General features: G+C 64.9%; 15 protein-coding genes. 11 read left to right on the top strand and 4 right to left on the bottom strand.

The genetic code is table 11. The features are described 5' to 3' along the window. Positions 1-81 precede the first annotated feature (81 nt). Complete coding sequence (locus ACNFG0_RS03260) at positions 82-1,419, top strand: MATE family efflux transporter (RefSeq protein ID WP_416763997.1); 1,338 nt, start codon at positions 82-84, stop codon at positions 1,417-1,419. Positions 1,420-1,534: 115 nt separating this feature from the next. On the opposite strand, the gene speA is transcribed toward ACNFG0_RS03260, so the two are convergent. The 4 genes from speA to ACNFG0_RS03240 all read right to left on the bottom strand — a co-directional run bounded on the left by speA (position 1,535) and on the right by ACNFG0_RS03240 (position 5,967). Next, a complete protein-coding gene (gene speA, locus ACNFG0_RS03255; protein WP_196146666.1) occupies positions 1,535-3,448 on the bottom strand; it encodes an arginine decarboxylase in 1,914 nt (637 codons plus the stop codon). Between the two features lie 152 nt (positions 3,449-3,600). Next, positions 3,601-3,972: a translation initiation factor Sui1 gene (locus tag ACNFG0_RS03250; RefSeq protein ID WP_196146665.1), complete on the bottom strand. Its 372-nt coding sequence runs from the start codon at positions 3,970-3,972 to the stop codon at positions 3,601-3,603. Between the two features lie 388 nt (positions 3,973-4,360). After that, positions 4,361-4,897, bottom strand: coding sequence for an NUDIX hydrolase (locus tag ACNFG0_RS03245; protein WP_196146664.1), 537 nt, complete (start codon positions 4,895-4,897; stop codon positions 4,361-4,363). 2 nt (positions 4,898-4,899) lie between these two features. Next, positions 4,900-5,967: a DUF2333 family protein gene (locus ACNFG0_RS03240; protein ID WP_196146663.1), complete on the bottom strand. Its 1,068-nt coding sequence runs from the start codon at positions 5,965-5,967 to the stop codon at positions 4,900-4,902. A gap of 247 nt (positions 5,968-6,214) precedes the next feature. Here ACNFG0_RS03240 and ACNFG0_RS03235 point away from each other — a divergent pair, with 247 nt between their 5' ends. The 10 genes from ACNFG0_RS03235 (at position 6,215) to fis (ending at position 18,400) form a co-directional block, all read left to right on the top strand. Further along, the gene (locus ACNFG0_RS03235; protein WP_196146670.1) at positions 6,215-7,588 is read left to right on the top strand and encodes a diguanylate cyclase; all 1,374 of its coding nucleotides are present in this window, start codon (positions 6,215-6,217) and stop codon (positions 7,586-7,588) included. 180 nt (positions 7,589-7,768) lie between these two features. Continuing rightward, positions 7,769-9,730 (top strand): methyl-accepting chemotaxis protein, encoded by a 1,962-nt coding sequence (locus tag ACNFG0_RS03230; RefSeq protein WP_416763996.1) that lies wholly within the window; start codon positions 7,769-7,771, stop codon positions 9,728-9,730. Positions 9,731-9,861: 131 nt separating this feature from the next. After that, positions 9,862-11,646, top strand: coding sequence for a protein-disulfide reductase DsbD (locus tag ACNFG0_RS03225; RefSeq protein ID WP_416763995.1), 1,785 nt, complete (start codon positions 9,862-9,864; stop codon positions 11,644-11,646). 180 nt (positions 11,647-11,826) lie between these two features. After that, on the top strand, positions 11,827-12,279 hold the full coding sequence (gene aroQ, locus ACNFG0_RS03220; RefSeq protein WP_070090423.1) for a type II 3-dehydroquinate dehydratase: 453 nt from the start codon (positions 11,827-11,829) through the stop codon (positions 12,277-12,279). A gap of 100 nt (positions 12,280-12,379) precedes the next feature. Then, entirely contained in the window at positions 12,380-12,847 is a 468-nt protein-coding gene (gene accB, locus ACNFG0_RS03215) for an acetyl-CoA carboxylase biotin carboxyl carrier protein (protein ID WP_196146660.1), read from the top strand. Between the two features lie 17 nt (positions 12,848-12,864). Further along, a complete protein-coding gene (accC, locus tag ACNFG0_RS03210) occupies positions 12,865-14,220 on the top strand; it encodes an acetyl-CoA carboxylase biotin carboxylase subunit (RefSeq protein WP_196146659.1) in 1,356 nt (451 codons plus the stop codon). Between the two features lie 232 nt (positions 14,221-14,452). Beyond that, on the top strand, positions 14,453-15,331 hold the full coding sequence (gene prmA, locus ACNFG0_RS03205; RefSeq protein WP_416763994.1) for a 50S ribosomal protein L11 methyltransferase: 879 nt from the start codon (positions 14,453-14,455) through the stop codon (positions 15,329-15,331). Positions 15,332-15,372: 41 nt separating this feature from the next. Next, a complete protein-coding gene (locus ACNFG0_RS03200; RefSeq protein WP_196146657.1) occupies positions 15,373-16,701 on the top strand; it encodes a DUF3426 domain-containing protein in 1,329 nt (442 codons plus the stop codon). A gap of 368 nt (positions 16,702-17,069) precedes the next feature. Continuing rightward, a complete protein-coding gene (dusB, locus tag ACNFG0_RS03195; protein ID WP_196154828.1) occupies positions 17,070-18,083 on the top strand; it encodes a tRNA dihydrouridine synthase DusB in 1,014 nt (337 codons plus the stop codon). Beyond that, positions 18,080-18,400: a DNA-binding transcriptional regulator Fis gene (fis, locus tag ACNFG0_RS03190; RefSeq protein ID WP_008093076.1), complete on the top strand. Its 321-nt coding sequence runs from the start codon at positions 18,080-18,082 to the stop codon at positions 18,398-18,400. Before dusB ends, fis begins: the two co-directional genes overlap by 4 nt. The last annotated feature ends 2 nt before the right edge of the window (positions 18,401-18,402 follow it).

Genomic DNA, 18,402 nt, shown 5'->3' with positions numbered 1-18,402 from the left:
GGCAAGCCGGCTCCTACAGGAATTGTGGGAGCCGGCTTGCCGGCGATGGGATGCGAAGCGGCCCTGGAACGAAGGATTCACATGTCTTCATTAGTCACCGACTGGCACCACCGCCTCACCCACCGCAAGGTCTGGGCGCTGGCCGCACCGATGATCCTGTCCAACATCTCGGTGCCGCTGGTGGCCCTGGTCGACAGCACCGTGATCGGTCACCTGCCCCATGCGCACCAGTTGGGTGCCGTGGCAGTGGGCGCGACCTTGTTCACCTTCATGGTCGGGCTGATGGGGTTCCTGCGCATGGGCTCCACCGGTTTCGCCGCCCAGGCCGCCGGGCGCGCCGACGGCGCGGCATTGCGCCAGGTGCTGGTGCAGGGGTTGCTGTTGGCCCTGGTGCTGGCGACGGCGATCGGCTTGCTGGCGATCCCCTTCAGCCAGCTGGCGTTACATGCGATGGCGCCCAGCGCGGCGTTGCAACAAGCCACCGAGGCGTTTTTCCACACCCGCCTGCTCGGCCTGCCGGCTGCGCTGGCCAGTTACGCGCTGGTCGGCTGGTTCCTCGGCACTCAGAACGCCCGGGCGCCGTTGGCGATCCTGCTGACCACCAACCTGCTGAACATCGCGCTGAACCTATGGTTCGTGCTCGGCCTGGACTGGGGCGTGCTGGGCTCGGCACGGGCCTCGGTGATCGCCGAATGGAGCGCCGCCCTGCTCGGCCTGGCCCTGACACGCCCGGCGCTGCGCGCCTACCCAGGCCGGGTCGACTGGGCACGGCTCAAGCGCTGGCTGGCCTGGCGGCCGCTGCTGGCGGTCAACCGCGACATCTTCCTGCGCAGCCTGGCGCTGCAACTGGTGTTCCTGCTGGTGACCGTGCAAGGCGCGCGCCTGGGCGAAGCCACGGTGGCGGCCAACGCCCTGCTGCTCAATGGCCTGATGCTCACCGCCTATGCCTTGGACGGCCTGGCCCATGCGGTCGAGGCGCTGTGCGGCCATGCCATCGGTGCCCGCGACCGCGAGGCGCTGCGTCGCTCGCTGGTAGTGGCGTGTGGGTGGTCGTTGATCGTCAGCCTGGGCTTCGCCGTGGTGTTTCTGCTGGGAGGGCATCTGTTCATCGACCTGCAGACCGATATTGCCAGCGTGCGCGAGGCCGCCTACGCGTACTTGCCCTACCTGGCGGTGCTGCCGTTGGTTGCGGTGTGGAGCTACCTGCTCGACGGGTTGTTCATCGGCGCGACCCGAGCGCGGGAGATGCGCAATGCGATGTTGCTGTCAGTGCTGATCGCGCTGCCCTTGGCAGTGCTCATGAACGGGCTCGGCAACCATGGGTTGTGGTTGGCGTTCCTGGGGTTCATGGGGTTGCGGGCGGTGACGCTGGGGTGGATGGGCTGGCGGTTGCAATCGAAAGGGCAGTGGGTTCGGTGAAGTTGGGGCCGCTTTGCTGCCCTTTCGCGGCACAAGGCCGCTCCTATAAAGGATCAGAATCCCCTGTAGGAGCGGCCTTGTGCCGCGAAAGGGCCGCAACGCGGCCCCCGGGGTTTTACGACGAAAGATACGACGAACGGGTCAGCCCCAGTCGCAGCGCATCCAGGTACTGCGTCCGCTCGCGAGCGGTGATGCGGGCGCTGGCGACTTTGTCGCGGTAGTGCGTCATCAGCTCTTCCGGCGACAGGTGCACGTAGCGCAGCATGTCCTCGATGGTGTCGTGGGTCTCGATGCCGGCGTGGTACACGCTGCCGTCGGCGTTCTGGTAGATGTTCACCGAATCGGTGTCACCGAACAGGTTGTGCATGTCGCCAAGGATCTCCTGGTAGGCACCGACCAGGAACACGCCCAGCAGATAGTCCTCGCCTTCCTTGACCGCATGTACCGGCATGCTGGTCTCGATGCTCTGCTCGTCGACGTACTGGTTGATCTTGCCGTCGGAATCGCAGGTCAGGTCCTGCAACACGGCGCGGCGCATCGGTTCCTCGTCCAGGCGGTGCAGCGGGATGATCGGCAGTACCTGGCCGATGGCCCAGGTGTCCGGCAGGCTCTGGAACACCGAGAAGTTGCAGATGTACTTGTCGGCCAGCTTGTCGTTGAGCTCGTCCAGCACCTGGCGGTGCGAGCGCTGGCGGGCTTTGAGCGAGTTGTGCAGGCGACGGCACACGGCGAAGTAGCACTGTTCGGCCAGGGCCTTCTCGGCCAGGCTGATCTTGCCGTCGGCATATTGCGCGGCCACATCGCCCATGTAGTGGGTGGCGCGCCAGTAGGTCTCGGTGACCATCTCGATGTCGGTAGGGCCCAGCAGGTCGACCAGCCACTGTACGGTCTCGGGCAACGCCTGCTTGTTCTCGATGGTCGGTACCTCGTCGTTGTGTTTCTCGACGTCGGTCACCTGGATCACCAGCATGGCATGGTGCGCGGTCAGCGAGCGGCCGCTCTCGGAGAAAATGTGCGGGTGCGGCAGGCCCTGGGCGTCGCAGAACTCTTTGAGCATGCCCACCACCACGCCGGCATAGTCGTCCATGTCGTAGTTGATGGAGCTGGCGTTGCGCGAGTGGGTGCCGTCGTAGTCCACGCCCAGACCACCGCCGACGTCGATGTGATCGACCGGCAGGCCTAGGGCACGCAGCTCGCCGTAATAGCGGATGGCTTCCTTGAAACCGTGCTGGTAGTCGGCCAGGTTGGCGATCTGCGAGCCCATGTGGAAGTGCAGCAGGCGGATGCCCTGGTCCAGGCCGGCATCGCGGAAGCGCTGCACCACCGAGATCAGCTGGGCGGCGGACAAGCCGAACTTGGACTTCTCGCCGCCTGTATCGGCCCACTTGCTCGAGGCCAGCGACGACAGGCGCACGCGCAGGCCGACCTGCGGCTTGACCTTGAGCTCCGCGGCTTCCTCGATCACCAGGGCGACCTCGGATTCCTTCTCGATGACGATGAACACGTTGTGGCCGAGCTTCTGGCCCATCAGCGCCAGACGAATGAATTCGCGGTCCTTGTAGCCGTTGCAGACGATGGTGCCCCCCTTGGGCGCCAGCGCCAGCACTGCCAGCAGCTCGGGCTTGGAGCCGGCCTCCAGGCCAATGGAGACGTTCTGGGTGGCGATGATGTTCTCCACCACCGCTTCCTGCTGGTTGACCTTGATCGGGTACAGGGCGGTGTACTGGCTCTGGTACTCCAGGCGCGCGATGTTGGCGTCGAACGCGCCGGTCAGTTGGCGCACGCGGTCCTGCAGGATGTCGGGGAAACGCACCAGCAGCGGCAGCGACAGGCCGCTCTGGCGCAGTTCGTCGACCTGCTCGTACAGGTCGATCGGGGCGCTGTCCGGGCCGTTGGGGCGCACTTCGACGCGCCCGGCCTCATTGATGGCGAAATAACCAGCGCCCCAATGGCGGATACCATAAACACTGCGGCTGTCGGCCACGGTCCATTGGCTGCCATCGTCTTTGCGTGTGCGTCGTACGGACATTCAAGTCCCCTGTAGATAAGTCGAAGACACTGCCCCACATGGGCGCGCAGGCAGTGTAGAAACCGAAAATGACGATTCGTCCGTGTCAGGGGTAGACCCTTGCCACGGGAACGAGTTTAGAAAGCACTGGGCAAAAAATCGCGCGAGCAGGCTCAACCGCCGGATTTCTTCGCCTTGAAGCCCTGCTTGGTCAACTCGCCGAGCAGCAGCTCGACGTGGTCGCCCTGGATCTCGATGACCCCATCCTTCAGCGCTCCCCCTGTGCCGCAACGGCGCTTGAGGGTGCTGGCCAGCTCCTTGAGCTGGTCGAGGGGCAGCGGGACGCCAGTGATCGTGGTCACGGTCTTGCCGCCACGGCCTTTGCTTTCGCGGCGCACGCGGGCGATACCGTCACCTTCGGGGATGACCTGTTGCTTGCAAATGCAGGCGTCCACCGGCTTGCCGCAATCCGGGCAATGCCGGCCGGCATCGGTGGAATAAACGAGACCGCCAAGGGCGGCGAAGGAAGAAGCTTTCTTGGCCACTTTTGTTCCTCTTGCTGAGGACAAAATACTGGTCGGCACCTGGGGCCAGGGCCGACCGCGAAGCCCCACTCTGGCAGGGGCAGCGCTACTGCCGCAGATCCTGCGACAGCCCGAAAAGGGCGCGCAGTGTAACGATAAATCAGGCGATTGCTAAGTACTGGAATGCGCCATTTTGCGAAACTTTTGCGACCCTCGGGCAAAGGGGCTGCCTTGCAGCCCTTTCGCGGCACAAGGCCGCTCCTACAGGTTTCCCGTCGCCCTGAAGACGGGTGGAGCACCTGTGGGAGATTCCCCATCCCTGCCGGGCTGCGCTGTCGCTCAAAGAACAAGCGGCTAGCGCAGCCTCCCCCTGTGGGAGCGGGCTTGCCCCGCGATGGGGGCCACGCGCTCAGGCCAGGCTGGCCTTGTAGCGGTCCAAGGCCGCCAGCGAATCGGGGCAGAACGGCAACTGCCCGCGATCGGCTTCCACCTGCGCCAAGCTAATGAAACGCGCCTCGCTGACCTCCTCCGGCTGCAACGTGAGCGGCCCATCGGACACCGCCGAATACACCGCGCACCACAGCCGGTTATCCGGCTGGTCGAAATAGAACCGTTCGTGGAAACGCAATTCGACACCTGCGATACCGAGCTCTTCGGCCAGCTCCCGGGCGGCCGATTCGGCGTAGCTTTCACCCGCTGCCACCATGCCGCCAGCCGCCACGTCCCAATAACCGGGGTACAACGCCTTGCTCAAGGTGCGCCGGTGCACGCACAGCTCACCGGCACCGTTGAACAACAGGATGAAGGTACAGCGCCCGATCAAGCCACGTTCACGCAGCTCGGCCCGGGGCAGCGCGCCAAGCGACTGGTCGGCCTCGTCGACCCAGGCCACCAGTTCGCGGTCGGAGGCTGCGCGGTGCGCGGCCTCCGCTGGGCTGATGGCCACCGTCAGCCCTGCGACAGCAGCTGGCGAAGGTCGATGACCGCAGCGTTGGCGCGGGAAATGTAGTTGGCCATGACCAGCGAGTGGTTGGCCCACATGCCGAAGCCGCTGCCGTTGAGCACCATTGGGCTCCACAGCGCTTCCTGGGAGGCCTCCAGTTCACGGATGATCTGGCGCACGCTGACCGTGGCGTTCTTCTTCGCCAGCACATCGGCGAAGTCCACCTCGATAGCGCGCAGCAGGTGCGACAAGGCCCAGGCCTGGCCACGGGCTTCGTAGAACACGTTGTCGATCTGCAGCCACGGGGTTTCCACCAGCTCCTCGTCCACCTGTGGCGCCTGGCCGGCGACCACCGACTCGGTCTTCAGAGTGCTGTTGAGCTTGACCCGGCCCACACTGGCCGAAAGGCGTTGGGAAAGCGAACCCAGGCGGGTGGCCACATCGCCCAGCCAGTTGTTCAGGTTGTCCGCGCGGGTATAGAAGATCGCGCCCTGGTCACCGGCGGCCAGGCGCTTCTGGTAACGGCTCAGGGACTTGATGCCTTCCTCGAACTCCGACTCGCTCGAGGGCAGGATCCAGCTCTTGTTGTCGAAGTTGAAACGCGGCTCGGCCTTGGCCAGGTCCGCATCCTCGGTGGACTGCGACTGGGAGCGAGCGAAGTCCTTGCGCAGGGCACGGGACAGGTCGCGCACCTGGACCAGCACGCCGTATTCCCAGCTCGGCATGTTGTCCATCCACAGCCCCGGCGGGAAGCGGTCGTTGGAGATGTAGCCGCCCGGCTTGGTCAGCAGGGTATTGGCGACGCTCTTGAGGGTCTCGATAGTGGTGTAGCCGACCACCATCTGCTGGCCGCTCTGCTCGGCGGCAGCCTGGGCGCTCTGCTGCACCGGGAACAGGTCCGGCTCCTGGCTCCAATACCAGCCCAGGCCGATGCACACCAGCAGGTACAGGCCGATCAGGGTACCCAATGCGCGGCTCCACAGCCCGCCCAGGTAGCTACGGGTGGCGGCGCCACGGGCGTCGACACGCTCGCGGGGCTCGGCTTTGGCCTCGCGGTTTTTCCAGTCCAGCATGGCGTTGTCCTTATCAGTCACGACAGTTCAGGGGCTTGGACCACCAGCCCCAGCCAGGGTGCCACGGCAAGCCCGCGTGGCAGCACTATAAAGCAGACACCGCCTTACGCATAAGCGACCAATGAGTCGGTAACTGAATATTCGTCCTTACAAACTTTGTTGATATAGGGCAGGCGCCACCCGGGAAAGGGATGCTAGCATGGAGCCATCATTGCACCTGCACATTCCTCCAACAAGCAGCCAGGACATGACCCAGCCAGCCGAGTCGAACCACGAGCGCCTTCAGCAGCACCGCCTGATGCACCGTCTTTCGCGCAGCGGATTGCGCAAGGGCGACCCGCTCGACAACGTAGTGCTGCCGCCCTTGCGCAAACCGGTGTACATCCTGCTCCAGGACCACGACCGCGCCGAGCGCCTGGCCCAGCAGTTGGAATTCTTCGGCCTGCACGTACAGGCCTTGTTCGATGCCCAGGCTTTTGCCGCCGCGATGAGCGAACGCCAGCCGTGCGCCATCGTCATGGATGTCGATTTCACCGGCCAAGGCCAAGGGTTGGTGTTGGCAGCCCAAGCCCAGCAAGGCCGCGAACAGCCTATCGCACTGCTGTTCTTCAGCCACCATGAAGCCGACACCCCTACCCGCCTGGCTGCCGTGCGCGCCGGCGGCCAGGAATTCCTCACCGGCCCCCTGGACGCCTCGAGCCTGCTGGAAAAGGTCGAGCTGCTGACCAGTGCCGCCCAGTACGACCCACTGCGGGTGCTGATCGTCGACGATTCTCGGGCCCAAGCCATGTTCACCGAACGCCTGCTAAACGGCGCCGGCATCATCACCCGCACCCTAACCGACCCGATCCGCACCATGGCCGAACTGGCCGACTTCCAGCCCGACCTGGTGATCCTGGACATGTACATGCCCGCCTGCACCGGTACCGAACTGGCCAAGGTGATCCGCCACAATGACCGCTACGTCAGCGTGCCGATCATCTACCTTTCCGCCGAGGATGACCTGGACAAGCAGTTGGACGCCATGAGCGAAGGCGGCGACGACTTCCTGACCAAGCCGATCCGCTCGCGGCACCTGATCACCACGGTGCGCAACCGCGCCGCTCGCGCCCGCCACCTCAAGGCCCGCATGGTGCGCGACAGCCTCACCGGGCTGTACAACCACACCCATATCCTCCAGCTCCTCGAAGATTGCAGCTTCCGCGCCCGTCGCGAGGCGCAGCCGCTGAGCTTCGCCATGCTCGATATCGACCACTTCAAGAAGATCAACGACCGCCACGGCCACCCCATGGGCGACCGGGTGATCAAGAGCCTGGCACTGTTTCTCAAGCAGCGCCTGCGCAAGACCGACTTCATCGGGCGCTATGGTGGCGAGGAATTCGCCATCGTCATGCCCGACACGCCGCTGGAGGCCGCGCACAAGGTGCTCGACGAGATTCGCCAGCGCTTCGGCGAGATCCTCTATCCGGCCCAGCCCCACGACCTACGCTGCACCTTCAGCGCCGGGGTGGTGCAACTGGACGACAGCCTCGATGCGCTGACCATGGCCAGCGCCGCCGACGAAGCGCTGTACCGGGCCAAGCACGCCGGGCGCAATTGCGTGGTGCGCGTAGAACCCTGAGGCGCGTGCAGGTCCAATCGCCGGCAAGCCGGCTCCTACTCCGATCGCTATGGGCGCGTGCCAGCGATTGGGCCAATACAGGCAAAACGCCACTTTTTTCCCGTCGGTCATCACCCGGTCACAAAACCGCAATAACTTCAGGCACCTACCTTTACACCTCCCCGCTGGAAGTTCACGGCTATGCGCCTGAAGTGGCTGACCAATTTCAATACCCTGCTGCTGGTAACCGTCTGCATCGCCCTGGGCGCGACCCTCTGGTGGTCGCAGCGCGCGCTGGAGCGCCCCTATCAACTGATGGAGCGCTACCTGGGCCTTTCCCAGCAGTTCCAGAACGATGCGGCTCGTAACATCCAGGCCTACCTGGCCAGCGGCGACACCCTGCGCCATGCCGCAGCCAGCGAGGCTACCCAAGGGCTACAAGCGGCCCTTGCCGACTGGCCCGCGAACCTGGCCCAGACCCTGCGCCCCAGCCTGGACGACCTGCAGGCCTTCACCGCCACTGAACTGCTCGCCGCCGGCAAGCTGGCCGGCGACCCGCAGGCCTTGCTGTTGCAGGCCGAACGCGAACTGGGCGCCAATTTCGAGCAGCTGGCAGGTTATGCCCGCAATAGCGCCAACCCAGACGCTGCCCGCTACCTGGCACCTTTGCTGGACGCCTCGTTACACCTGGGGCGCTTGTCGCTGGCCCGTGGCAAGCTGGTGGCCAGCGGCCGGGCCGAGCTTGCCGAGGAAGTCGAGCGCGAACTGCAGCTGATCCGTGCCCAGGCCCAGGTGGTCGATGGGCTGCCGTTGCTTGGCGTGACCCGTGCCGCCGAATCCAACGCCGACGATTTCGCCGCGCTGATGGGCCTGGATACCCAAACCAGCGCCCAGCAGGAAGACGTCGCGCTGGGCCTCAAGCGCGAATTGCAAAGCCTGCTGGCGCGCTACCCGGCCGAGCTGCAACGCACCCGCGAGCAGATCGAACGCCGCGCGGCCCTGGCCGCCAGTACCGGCGAGCGCCTGGCCGCCGTGCAGCAGGCCATCGCCGGGCTGGAGCCGCAAGTCCGCGGCCTGCACGCGAAGATCGCCAGCGAAGTGCGCCTGATCCAGGGCCTGATGATCGGCCTGATCCTGCTCATCGCCCTGCTCATAGACACCCTCCAGCGTCGCCTGGCAGGCACCTTGACTGGTCTGGCACCGGCCCTGTCACGCTGGGCCGAGGGCGATTTCGCCCAGCCTGTCGACCTCGGCCGCACCAACCGCGAGCTGCACGATATCCAGGCCTCGCTCAACCGCCTGCGCCAGTACCTGGTCGAGCTGGTCGGCACGCTGCGCCACAACGCCGAGCAGGTGGCCGGTAGCAGCCATGCCCTGGCCAGCATGAGCAGCGCCCTGCACGAAGGTGCTGAGCGCCAGGCCGGCGACACGGGGCAGATCCGTGACGCCCTTGGCGAGCTCGAGGCGACCATCCAGCAGGTGGCTGGTGACGCCAGCGCCGCCGCCGATGCCAGCCGTGACGCCGGCCGTGCGGTGGAGCAGGGCCAGGCGGTGATCGGCCAGAGCCTGTCCGGCCTGCGGGCGCTGGTGGACGAGGTGCAAGGCAACGCCCAGGCCATCGAGCAGTTGGCCGAGGAGTCGGCCACCATCGGTGGCGTGCTGACGGTGATCCGCGCCATCGCCGAGCAGACCAACCTGCTGGCCCTCAACGCCGCCATCGAGGCGGCCCGGGCCGGCGAAATGGGCCGGGGGTTCGCCGTGGTCGCCGACGAAGTGCGCTCCCTGGCCCAGCGCACCACCGGCGCCACCGGCGAGATCCAGACGCTGATCGACCGTCTGCAACAGGCCGCCCGCGAGTCGGTGAGCGGCATGCGCGCCCAGCTCGAGCACGCCGAGGCCACCGCCAGCCAGGCCCAGGCGGCCGATGGCGCGCTGGACGAGATCGTCGGAGCGATTCGCACCATTGCCGATACGGCCGTGCGCATTGCCGAGGTGACCGCACAGCAGACGGGCGCGGTGAGCGAGATCCGCGATCACAGCGAGCGGATTCATGCATTGGGCGAAGACAACCTGCAGCGCATCGGCGAAGGGCGGGAGCAAGGGGAGCAGTTGCTGAGCCTGGGAGGTGAACTGAACCGGGCGGTGCGAGCTTTCAGGGTGTGAGTAGGCTAGTGCTTGCCGCTGCATCGTCATCGACTGGGAGATCGCGCGATGACGATGCCATGATGAGCGCCAGCCCCCAATCGGCGGCAACTCCGCTATCATGCCCCCACGTTTCACCTAGCGAGACCACCATGCGCCGCCTGTTTTTCCTGTTGCTCCTGCTACTGGCCAGCCCCACGTTCGCCGCAGGCCTGCTCGACAACCGTCCCAGCGCCACCCTCGGCGCCGCTTCGCTGGGCAACAGCGCCGACTTTCTTCCCGTCCATGAAGCCTTCAAGCTCAGCCTGGTCCAGGCCGACGCCCAGTCGATCAAACTGCGCTTCGTCGCCACCGAGGGCTATTACCTCTACCGCCATCGCTTCCAGTTCCGCACAGAACCGGCCGACATCGCCCTCGGCACGCCGAACATCCCTAAAGGCGAAGCCAAGCACGATGAGTTCTTCGGCGACGTGGAGGTGTACCACGGCGTGCTCGACATCGAATTGCCTCGCCCGGCCAACGACCCGCGCCCCTTCACCCTGCTGGTGGGCTACCAGGGCTGCGCCGACAAGGGCCTGTGCTACCCACCGGAAACCGAACGCCTGAGCATCGACGGCGCAGGCGGCCCAGCCGGTGCCACGCCGGCCAGCAGCGAACAGGGCTGGAACTGGCAATCGCTGCTGCTGTTCTTCCTCGCCGGCGTGGGGCTGACTTTCACCCCATGCGTGTTGCCCATGCTGCCGATTCTCTCCGGCGTGGTACTGCGCGGCCAGGTGGGCGGCTGGCGCGGCCTGAGCCTGTCGTTGGCCTACGTGCTGCCGATGGCCGTTTCCTTCGCAGTGCTCGGCGCCCTGATGGGTGTGTTCGGTGCCAGCCTGAACCTGCAGGCACGCCTACAGTCGGCCTGGGTGCTGGTGCCCTTCGCCCTGTTCTTCGTGCTCTTCGCCCTGGCCATGTTCGGCCTGTTCGACATCAAGCTGCCCCAGGCCCTGAGCAACCGCCTGAACAGCGTCGCCAACCGCACCAAGGGCGGTTCGCTGGTGGGCGCCGCGGTGCTGGGCGTGCTGTCCAGTCTGTTGGTCTCGCCCTGTGTATCGGCACCGTTGGCCGGGGCGCTTTTGTATATCAGTGCCAGCGGCGATGCCCTGGGCGGTGCGCTGAAGCTGTTCGCCCTGGGCCTGGGCATGGGGGCACCGTTGCTGGTGGTGGCCACTGGCGGTGCAGCCTGGTTGCCGAAAAGCGGCCCATGGATGAATACGGTCAAGAACGCCATCGGCGTGTTGCTGCTGGGCCTGGCCATCGGCCTGCTCAGCCGCGTGTTGCCGGGGCCTGTAACCTTGTTGCTGGTGGGCCTGCTGGCCGCGGGCGTAGCGCTGTTCCTCGGTGCCCTGGAGTTCGTGGTCAAGACACCACGCCAGCGCCTGGCGCAGCTTCTTGGCCTGGCCCTGCTGTTCTATGCCTTGGCCTGCTGGTACGGCGCTCTTAATGGCCAGGGCGACCCCTTGCGTCCCCTGCCATCACCTGCCATCGCAAGTACCGCCAGCACGCAAGCCAACCAGGCCGATGCCTGGCAGACCATCACCACCCCGGCTGCGCTGGACGCCGCTCTGGCCCAGGCCAAGGCGGCCAGCCAGCCGGTGCTGCTGGACTGGTACGCCGACTGGTGCATCAGCTGCAAGGTGATCGAGCGCGAAGTGCTCGATGCGCCCCAGGTTCAGGCACAGCTCGCCGGCTTCAAGCTGCTGCGTTTCGACATCACCGACAGCAATGCCGAGCAACGCACCCTGCTCGATCGTTACCAGCTGTTCGGCCCACCTGCGCTGCTGTTCTTTGCCGCGAACGGCAGCGAAATAACCGCCGATCGGGTCATTGGCGAAGTGAATGCCGTCGAATTTGCCGATCACCTGGCGCGCGTGCGCCGCGATCTGGGTCTATAACTTCCCGCGAGCCGGCAATTTTCCCGCGATTAATGACCAAACTTAATCATCTGGTCACATATTTTGCGCGAATCTCGGACAACGTGCTGGCTATTGCCGGGAACTGGACACCCGACGCCCTCTTGCGGCATAGTCGCCGCGCTCATGTCGTATTGCCCTACAAGACCAAGGAATTCGCAGATGGCTACCTTACTGGTGCTACACGGCCCTAACCTCAACCTGCTCGGCACCCGCGAGCCAGGCCACTATGGCGCCGTGACCCTTGCCCAGATCAACCAGGACCTGGAGCAGCGTGCCCGCGCCGCTGGCCACCACCTGCAATACCTGCAGAGCAATGCCGAGTACGAGCTGATCGATCGTATCCACGCCGCGCGCAACGAAGGCGTGGACTTCATCCTGATCAACCCGGCTGCTTTCACCCACACCAGCGTCGCATTACGTGACGCATTGCTGGCTGTGAGCATCCCATTCATCGAAGTGCACCTTTCCAACGTGCACAAGCGTGAACCGTTCCGTCATCACTCCTACTTTTCCGATGTCGCCGTAGGGGTGATCTGCGGCCTGGGCGCCACCGGCTACCGGTTGGCCCTGGAGTCTGCACTGGAATACCTGGCTGCCAACGCACAGCCCTGATGACACAAGGCCTTGGCTCCTTCGGGCCAGGGCCTGGATAAACGTTCTAGCCACGTTTTTTAAATTACGTCCCCGACCGAACCTTGGGAGTTGATGATTAATGGATATCCGTAAAGTCAAGAAGCTGATCGAACTGCTGGAAGAGTCTGGCATCGACGAACTGGAGATCAAGGAAGGCGAAGAGTCCGTTCGCATCAGCCGTCACAGCAAGACCCCGGCCGGCGCCCAGTACTTCGCAGCTCCGGCTCCGGTAGCCGCCCCGGCTGCCGCTGCCGCCCCAGTCGCTGCCGCTGCCCCGGCCCCGGCCGCCGAAGCCGCCGCTCCTGCCCTCAAAGGCACCGTGATCCGCTCGCCGATGGTCGGCACCTTCTACCGCAAGCCTTCGCCGACCTCGCCGAACTTCGCTGAAGTTGGCCAGACCGTGAAGAAGGGCGACACCCTGTGCATCGTCGAAGCCATGAAGATGATGAACCACATCGAAGCCGATGTCGGTGGTGTCATCGACGCCATCCTGGTGGAAGACGGTCAGCCGGTTGAGTTCGACCAGCCGCTGTTCACCATCGTTTGAATCGCGGAGAGCCAACGATGTCTGGGAAGCTCGAAAAAGTCCTGATCGCCAACCGCGGGGAAATTGCCCTGCGGATCCTGCGTGCCTGCAAAGAGCTGGGTATCAAGACCGTCGCTGTTCACTCCACGGCCGACCGCGAACTGATGCACCTGGGCCTGGCAGACGAGTCGGTCTGCATCGGCCCTGCATCGTCCAAGGAATCCTACCTGCACATCCCGGCGATCATCGCTGCCGCCGAAGTGACAGGCGCCACCGCGATCCACCCCGGTTACGGCTTCCTGGCGGAAAACGCCGACTTCGCCGAACAGGTGGAGAAATCCGGTTTCGCCTTCATCGGCCCTAAAGCCGACACCATCCGCCTGATGGGCGACAAGGTCTCGGCCAAGGACGCGATGATCCGTTCGGGCGTACCGACCGTGCCTGGCTCCGATGGCCCGCTGCCCGAAGACGAGGAAGTCGCCCTGGCGATCGCCCGTGACGTCGGCTACCCGGTGATCATCAAGGCCGCCGGTGGCGGCGGTGGCCGCGGCATGCGCGTGGTGCACAAGGAAGAGGACCTGATCGCCTCGGCCAAGCTGACCCGTACCGAAGCCGGTGCAGCCTTCGGCAACCCGATGGTCTACCTGGAGAAGTTCCTGACCAACCCACGCCACGTGGAAGTCCAGGTACTGTCCGACGGCCAGGGCAACGCCATCCATCTGGGCGATCGCGACTGCTCGCTGCAGCGCCGTCACCAGAAGGTCCTGGAAGAAGCGCCGGCCCCGGGCATCGATGAGAAGGCCCGCCAAGAAGTCTTCAAGCGTTGCGTCGACGCGTGCATCGAGATCGGCTACCGCGGTGCCGGTACCTTCGAGTTCCTGTACGAAGACGGCCGCTTCTACTTCATCGAGATGAACACCCGCGTCCAGGTCGAGCACCCGGTCTCGGAAATGGTCACCGGCATCGACATCGTCAAGGAGATGCTGAGCATCGCCGCTGGCAACAAGCTGTCGATCCGCCAGGAAGACGTGGTGATCCGCGGTCACTCCCTGGAGTGCCGTATCAACGCCGAAGACCCACGCAAGTTCATCCCGAGCCCAGGTACCGTCAAGCACTTCCATGCCCCAGGCGGCAATGGCGTGCGCGTCGATTCGCACCTGTACAGCGGGTATTCGGTTCCGCCGAACTACGACTCGCTGATCGGCAAGCTGATCACCTACGGCAAGGACCGCGACGAAGCCATGGCGCGCATGCGCAATGCCCTGGACGAGATCGTCGTCGACGGCATCAAGACCAACATCCCACTGCACCGCGACCTGGTGCGTGATGAAGGTTTCTGCAAAGGCGGCGTCAACATCCACTACCTCGAGCACAAACTGGCCAACCAGGAGTGATCGCGTTAGCGTGATGCAACAGAACCCCGGACTTGTTCCGGGGTTTTTTATTGACTGAAGATCCGTCCCTGTGGGAGCGGGCTTGTCCCGCGATTGGGCTACGAAGCAGCCTCGATGCGTTGTTGCATCGCCAGCCCCTGAGCCGACCTCTACAAACCCCACGCACTCAAGTAAACTGCCAGGCTCCGCGCAGCCCTGGGCTGCCCCTGTCGATTTACCAAAGGTGCCCGCCATGCCCTGGCTGCAAGTACGCCTGGCCATCAGCCCAGACCAAGCCGAAACCTACGAAGACGCCCTGCTCGAAGTGGGTGCCGTTTCCGTGACCTTCATGGACGCCGAAGACCAGCCCATCTTCGAACCGGACCTCAACACCACGCCGCTCTGGTCGCACACCCATCTGCTGGCCCTGTTCGAGGCCGATGCCGAGCCCGAGGCGGTATTCGCCCACCTGCGCCTGCTGACCGGCGCCGAGCTGCCCGAGCACCATGCCGAAGTGATCGAGGACCAGGACTGGGAACGCAGCTGGATGGATAACTTCCAGCCCATGCGCTTCGGCCGCCGCCTGTGGATCGTCCCGAGCTGGCACGACGCCCCGGAGAAAGACGCGGTCAACCTGCTCCTGGACCCGGGCCTGGCCTTCGGCACCGGCACCCACCCCACCACCGCCCTGTGCCTGGAATGGCTCGACGGCCAGCAACTCGAAGGCACCCAGGTGCTGGACTTCGGCTGCGGTTCGGGCATCCTGGCCATCGCCGCCCTGCTGCTGGGCGCCCGTGAAGCGGTGGGCACCGACATCGACGTCCAGGCCCTGGAGGCCTCGCGTGACAACGCCGGGCGCAACGGCATCGCCGACGCGCGGTTCGCCCTGTACCTGCCCGAGCAGATGCCGGCCATGCAGGCCGACGTGCTGGTCGCCAACATCCTGGCAGGCCCGCTGGTCTCGCTGGCGCCGCAGTTGTCCGGCCTGGTTCGCCCTGGCGGCCTGCTGGCACTGTCAGGCATCCTCGCCGAACAAGGCGACGAAGTAGCCGCTGCCTACGCCGCCGACTTCGACCTGGACCCGATCGTCGTGCGCGACGGCTGGGTACGCATCAGTGGTCGCCGTCGCTAGGTCAACCTAGACTTAACCCTCTGCACAGCCCGGATCGCCGCATGACCGACAGTTTCGTCACCCAGTGCCCCCATTGCCAGACCAGCTTTCGCGTCACGCACAATCAGTTGAGCGTGGCCCGGGGCGTGGTGCGCTGCGGCCACTGCCTGCAGGTGTTCAACGCCGCCAAGCAGTTGCTGGAGCAGAACCGCACGCCCCCAGCCCCAGCGGCACCGATACAGGCACCGGCACCCGAGGCGGCGCAACCGACGATCAGCGAGCAGCCGAACACCGAACCCGAGGACTGGGCCATTACCGCACAGGCCCTGGATGACCTGGACCTGGACCAGGAACTGGCCCGCCTCGAGCGTCGCGATGCGCCCGTGGAACGCCAGGCCCCGCCCCGTGAAGATGCCTTGCAGGCCCGGCGCGACGAGCATGGCCCTGATGACCACGCCGACGAACCCTTCGGTACGGCGACCGGCGAACAGCCGGAGCTTCACGCGAACGACGAGCCGGCGCCTGTCCTGGTCGAAGAGCCAACCCTCCACCTGCAAGCAGAACCGGAACCGGGCGATCGTACCGAGCCGACCTTGGGCAATGGCCTGGTGCTGGACGACGAGGAACCAGGCGCATTCGACCAGGTCGAGCGGCAGGGCAATGACGAGCGGGCCGCGCATTTCACCCGCCTGGACGACGACATCCCTGAAAAAGGACTGTCGGCACGGGACGATGACGAGCACGGCCACGTCCGCCTGTCGGCCCGTGATGACGACGAGTTGGAGAACCTCGCCGACGAGCGGCCCGAACCGGCCTTGGCAGCCAAGGCCGAACGCCAGGCGCGCAAGGAACCGCTGGTGCATGTGGTGGACGACCCGCTGCAGCTCGACTGGCAAAAGGCCAAGCCCAACTGGGCCAAGCGCCTGCTGTGGAGTGTGCTGACCCTACTGGCCGCAGGTTTGCTGGCCTTCCAGTACATCAGCTACCACTTCGACGAAATGGCCCGCCAAGACCAGTACCGCCCGTGGTTCCAACAGCTGTGCCCGATGCTTGGCTGCCAGGTGCCGACCCGGGTCGACGTCAGCCGGATCAAGAGCAGCAACCTGGTGGTGCGCAGCCACCCCGATTTCAAGGGCGCGCTGATCGTCGATGCGATCATCTACAACCGGGCCCCCTTCTCCCAGCCGTTCCCACTGCTGGAGCTGCGATTTGCCGACCTCAACGGCCAGCTGATCGCCAGCCGTCGCTTCAAGCCCAGCGAATACCTTTCGGGCGAGCTGGCCGGGCGCGGGGACATGCCGAGCCAGACGCCGATCCACATCGCCCTGGATATCCTCGACCCCGGCCCGAAGGCGGTGAACTACAGCCTGAGCTTCCGCTCGCCGGAGTGATCCACAGGGGCGCCTTGCACCCGAACACCTGTAGGAGCGGGCTTGTCCCGCGATCAAGGGCGACCTTGCCAGGCGGCGGTAATATCGGGCCCGACCCAATCGCGGGACAAGCCCGCTCCTACAAGGCTCCTTCAAGGGCCAGCAGATTTTCGCCGCGCATGTGGGAGCAGCCTCGTGTCGCGATGGCCCGCGAAACAGGCCCGAGAAAACCCACCAACGGCCCACAATTTGCAACTTGGATCGCAAAGTCATAAGCCCCTAGCTGTTCAGATTTTATCCAGATTCATCTTTATCCGGTCATCGAGAGCGGGTATCATGCCAACCCTTTTTCGGACTCCAATGATTCGGCCCCACAACAGGGAACACCTATGTCGGCGGTACGCATCGGCCCTTACACACTGCGAAACAACCTGATCCTCGCGCCCATGGCCGGGGTCACGGACCAACCTTTCCGTACGCTTTGCCAGCGCCTGGGCGCCGGCATGGTCGTCTCGGAAATGGTGACCAGCGACATGAGCCTGTGGAACAGCCGCAAGTCGCGCCTGCGCCGCATCCATGAAGGCGATCCCGAGCCACGCTCGGTACAGATCGCCGGTGGCGATGCGCAGATGCTGGCCGCGGCGGCCCGGGCCAATGTCGAGGCTGGCGCCCAGATCATCGATATCAACATGGGCTGCCCGGCGAAAAAAGTCTGCAACAAGGCCGCCGGCTCTGCTTTATTGAAAGACGAAGCCTTGGTCAGCGAAATCCTCCACGCCGTGGTCGGCGCAGTGGAGGTACCGGTGACCCTGAAGATCCGCACCGGCTGGGACCGGGCGAACAAAAACGGCCTGACCGTGGCGAAGATCGCCGAGCAGGCCGGTATCCAGGCGCTGGCGGTACATGGCCGCACACGCGCCGACCTGTACACCGGCGAAGCCGAGTACGACACCATCGCGGCGATCAAGCAGGCGGTGTCGATCCCGGTTTTCGCCAACGGCGACATCACTTCGCCAGAAAAGGCCCGGGCGGTGCTGCATGCCACCGGTGTCGACGGCCTGCTGATCGGCCGTGCCGCCCAAGGGCGGCCGTGGATCTTCCGCGAGATCGAGCATTACCTGCGTACGGGCGAGCACCTGCCTGCCCCGGCGCTGGAGGAAGTGGAACACATTCTGCTGGAGCACCTGGCGGCGTTGCATGCCTTCTATGGCGATGTGATGGGCGTACGTATCGCCCGCAAGCACGTTGGCTGGTACCTGGCAACACGACCGGGCGGCAAGGAGTTCCGCGCCCGGTTCAATGCGCTGGAAGATACACAAGCGCAGTGCGCCAACGTTCGCGCGTTTTTCCGCGAGCGTCGAGAGAGCCTTGAGACAGAGGACGGACAAGGGGTGGCCGCATGACGATGATGACCGAGACATTAGTGAGTGGAACAACGCCCGTGAGCGACAACGCCAACCTGAAACAGCACCTCAATACGCCGAGCGAAGAGGGTCAGACCCTGCGCGACAGCGTGGAGAAGGCGCTGCACAACTACTTCGCGCACCTGGAAGGGGCGACCGTCACGGACGTCTACAACCTGGTGCTGTCGGAAGTCGAGGCACCGCTGCTCGAAAGCGTGATGAACTACGTCAAGGGCAACCAGACCAAGGCCAGCGAGATGCTCGGGCTCAACCGTGGCACCCTGCGCAAGAAGCTCAAGCAGTACGACCTGTTGTAACC

Source organism: Pseudomonas sp. NY15372 (assembly GCF_048068215.1).
GTDB lineage: Bacteria > Pseudomonadota > Gammaproteobacteria > Pseudomonadales > Pseudomonadaceae > Aquipseudomonas > Aquipseudomonas guariconensis_A.
This window is presented reverse-complemented; position numbering and strand designations above follow the sequence as displayed.

What these genes read in the sequence shown, in the direction of transcription:
- aroQ (WP_070090423.1), top strand. Translation starts at nt 11,827, where the DNA reads ATGGCTACCTTACTGGTGCTACACGGCCCTAACCTCAACCTGCTCGGC.
- speA (WP_196146666.1), bottom strand. Translation starts at nt 3,448, where the DNA reads ATGTCCGTACGACGCACACGCAAAGACGATGGCAGCCAATGGACCGTG.
- dusB (WP_196154828.1), top strand. Translation starts at nt 17,070, where the DNA reads ATGTCGGCGGTACGCATCGGCCCTTACACACTGCGAAACAACCTGATC.
- ACNFG0_RS03260 (WP_416763997.1), top strand. Translation starts at nt 82, where the DNA reads ATGTCTTCATTAGTCACCGACTGGCACCACCGCCTCACCCACCGCAAG.
- accC (WP_196146659.1), top strand. Translation starts at nt 12,865, where the DNA reads ATGTCTGGGAAGCTCGAAAAAGTCCTGATCGCCAACCGCGGGGAAATT.
- fis (WP_008093076.1), top strand. Translation starts at nt 18,080, where the DNA reads ATGACGATGATGACCGAGACATTAGTGAGTGGAACAACGCCCGTGAGC.
- ACNFG0_RS03225 (WP_416763995.1), top strand. Translation starts at nt 9,862, where the DNA reads ATGCGCCGCCTGTTTTTCCTGTTGCTCCTGCTACTGGCCAGCCCCACG.
- ACNFG0_RS03200 (WP_196146657.1), top strand. Translation starts at nt 15,373, where the DNA reads ATGACCGACAGTTTCGTCACCCAGTGCCCCCATTGCCAGACCAGCTTT.
- accB (WP_196146660.1), top strand. Translation starts at nt 12,380, where the DNA reads ATGGATATCCGTAAAGTCAAGAAGCTGATCGAACTGCTGGAAGAGTCT.
- prmA (WP_416763994.1), top strand. Translation starts at nt 14,453, where the DNA reads ATGCCCTGGCTGCAAGTACGCCTGGCCATCAGCCCAGACCAAGCCGAA.
- ACNFG0_RS03235 (WP_196146670.1), top strand. Translation starts at nt 6,215, where the DNA reads ATGACCCAGCCAGCCGAGTCGAACCACGAGCGCCTTCAGCAGCACCGC.
- ACNFG0_RS03230 (WP_416763996.1), top strand. Translation starts at nt 7,769, where the DNA reads ATGCGCCTGAAGTGGCTGACCAATTTCAATACCCTGCTGCTGGTAACC.
- ACNFG0_RS03240 (WP_196146663.1), bottom strand. Translation starts at nt 5,967, where the DNA reads ATGCTGGACTGGAAAAACCGCGAGGCCAAAGCCGAGCCCCGCGAGCGT.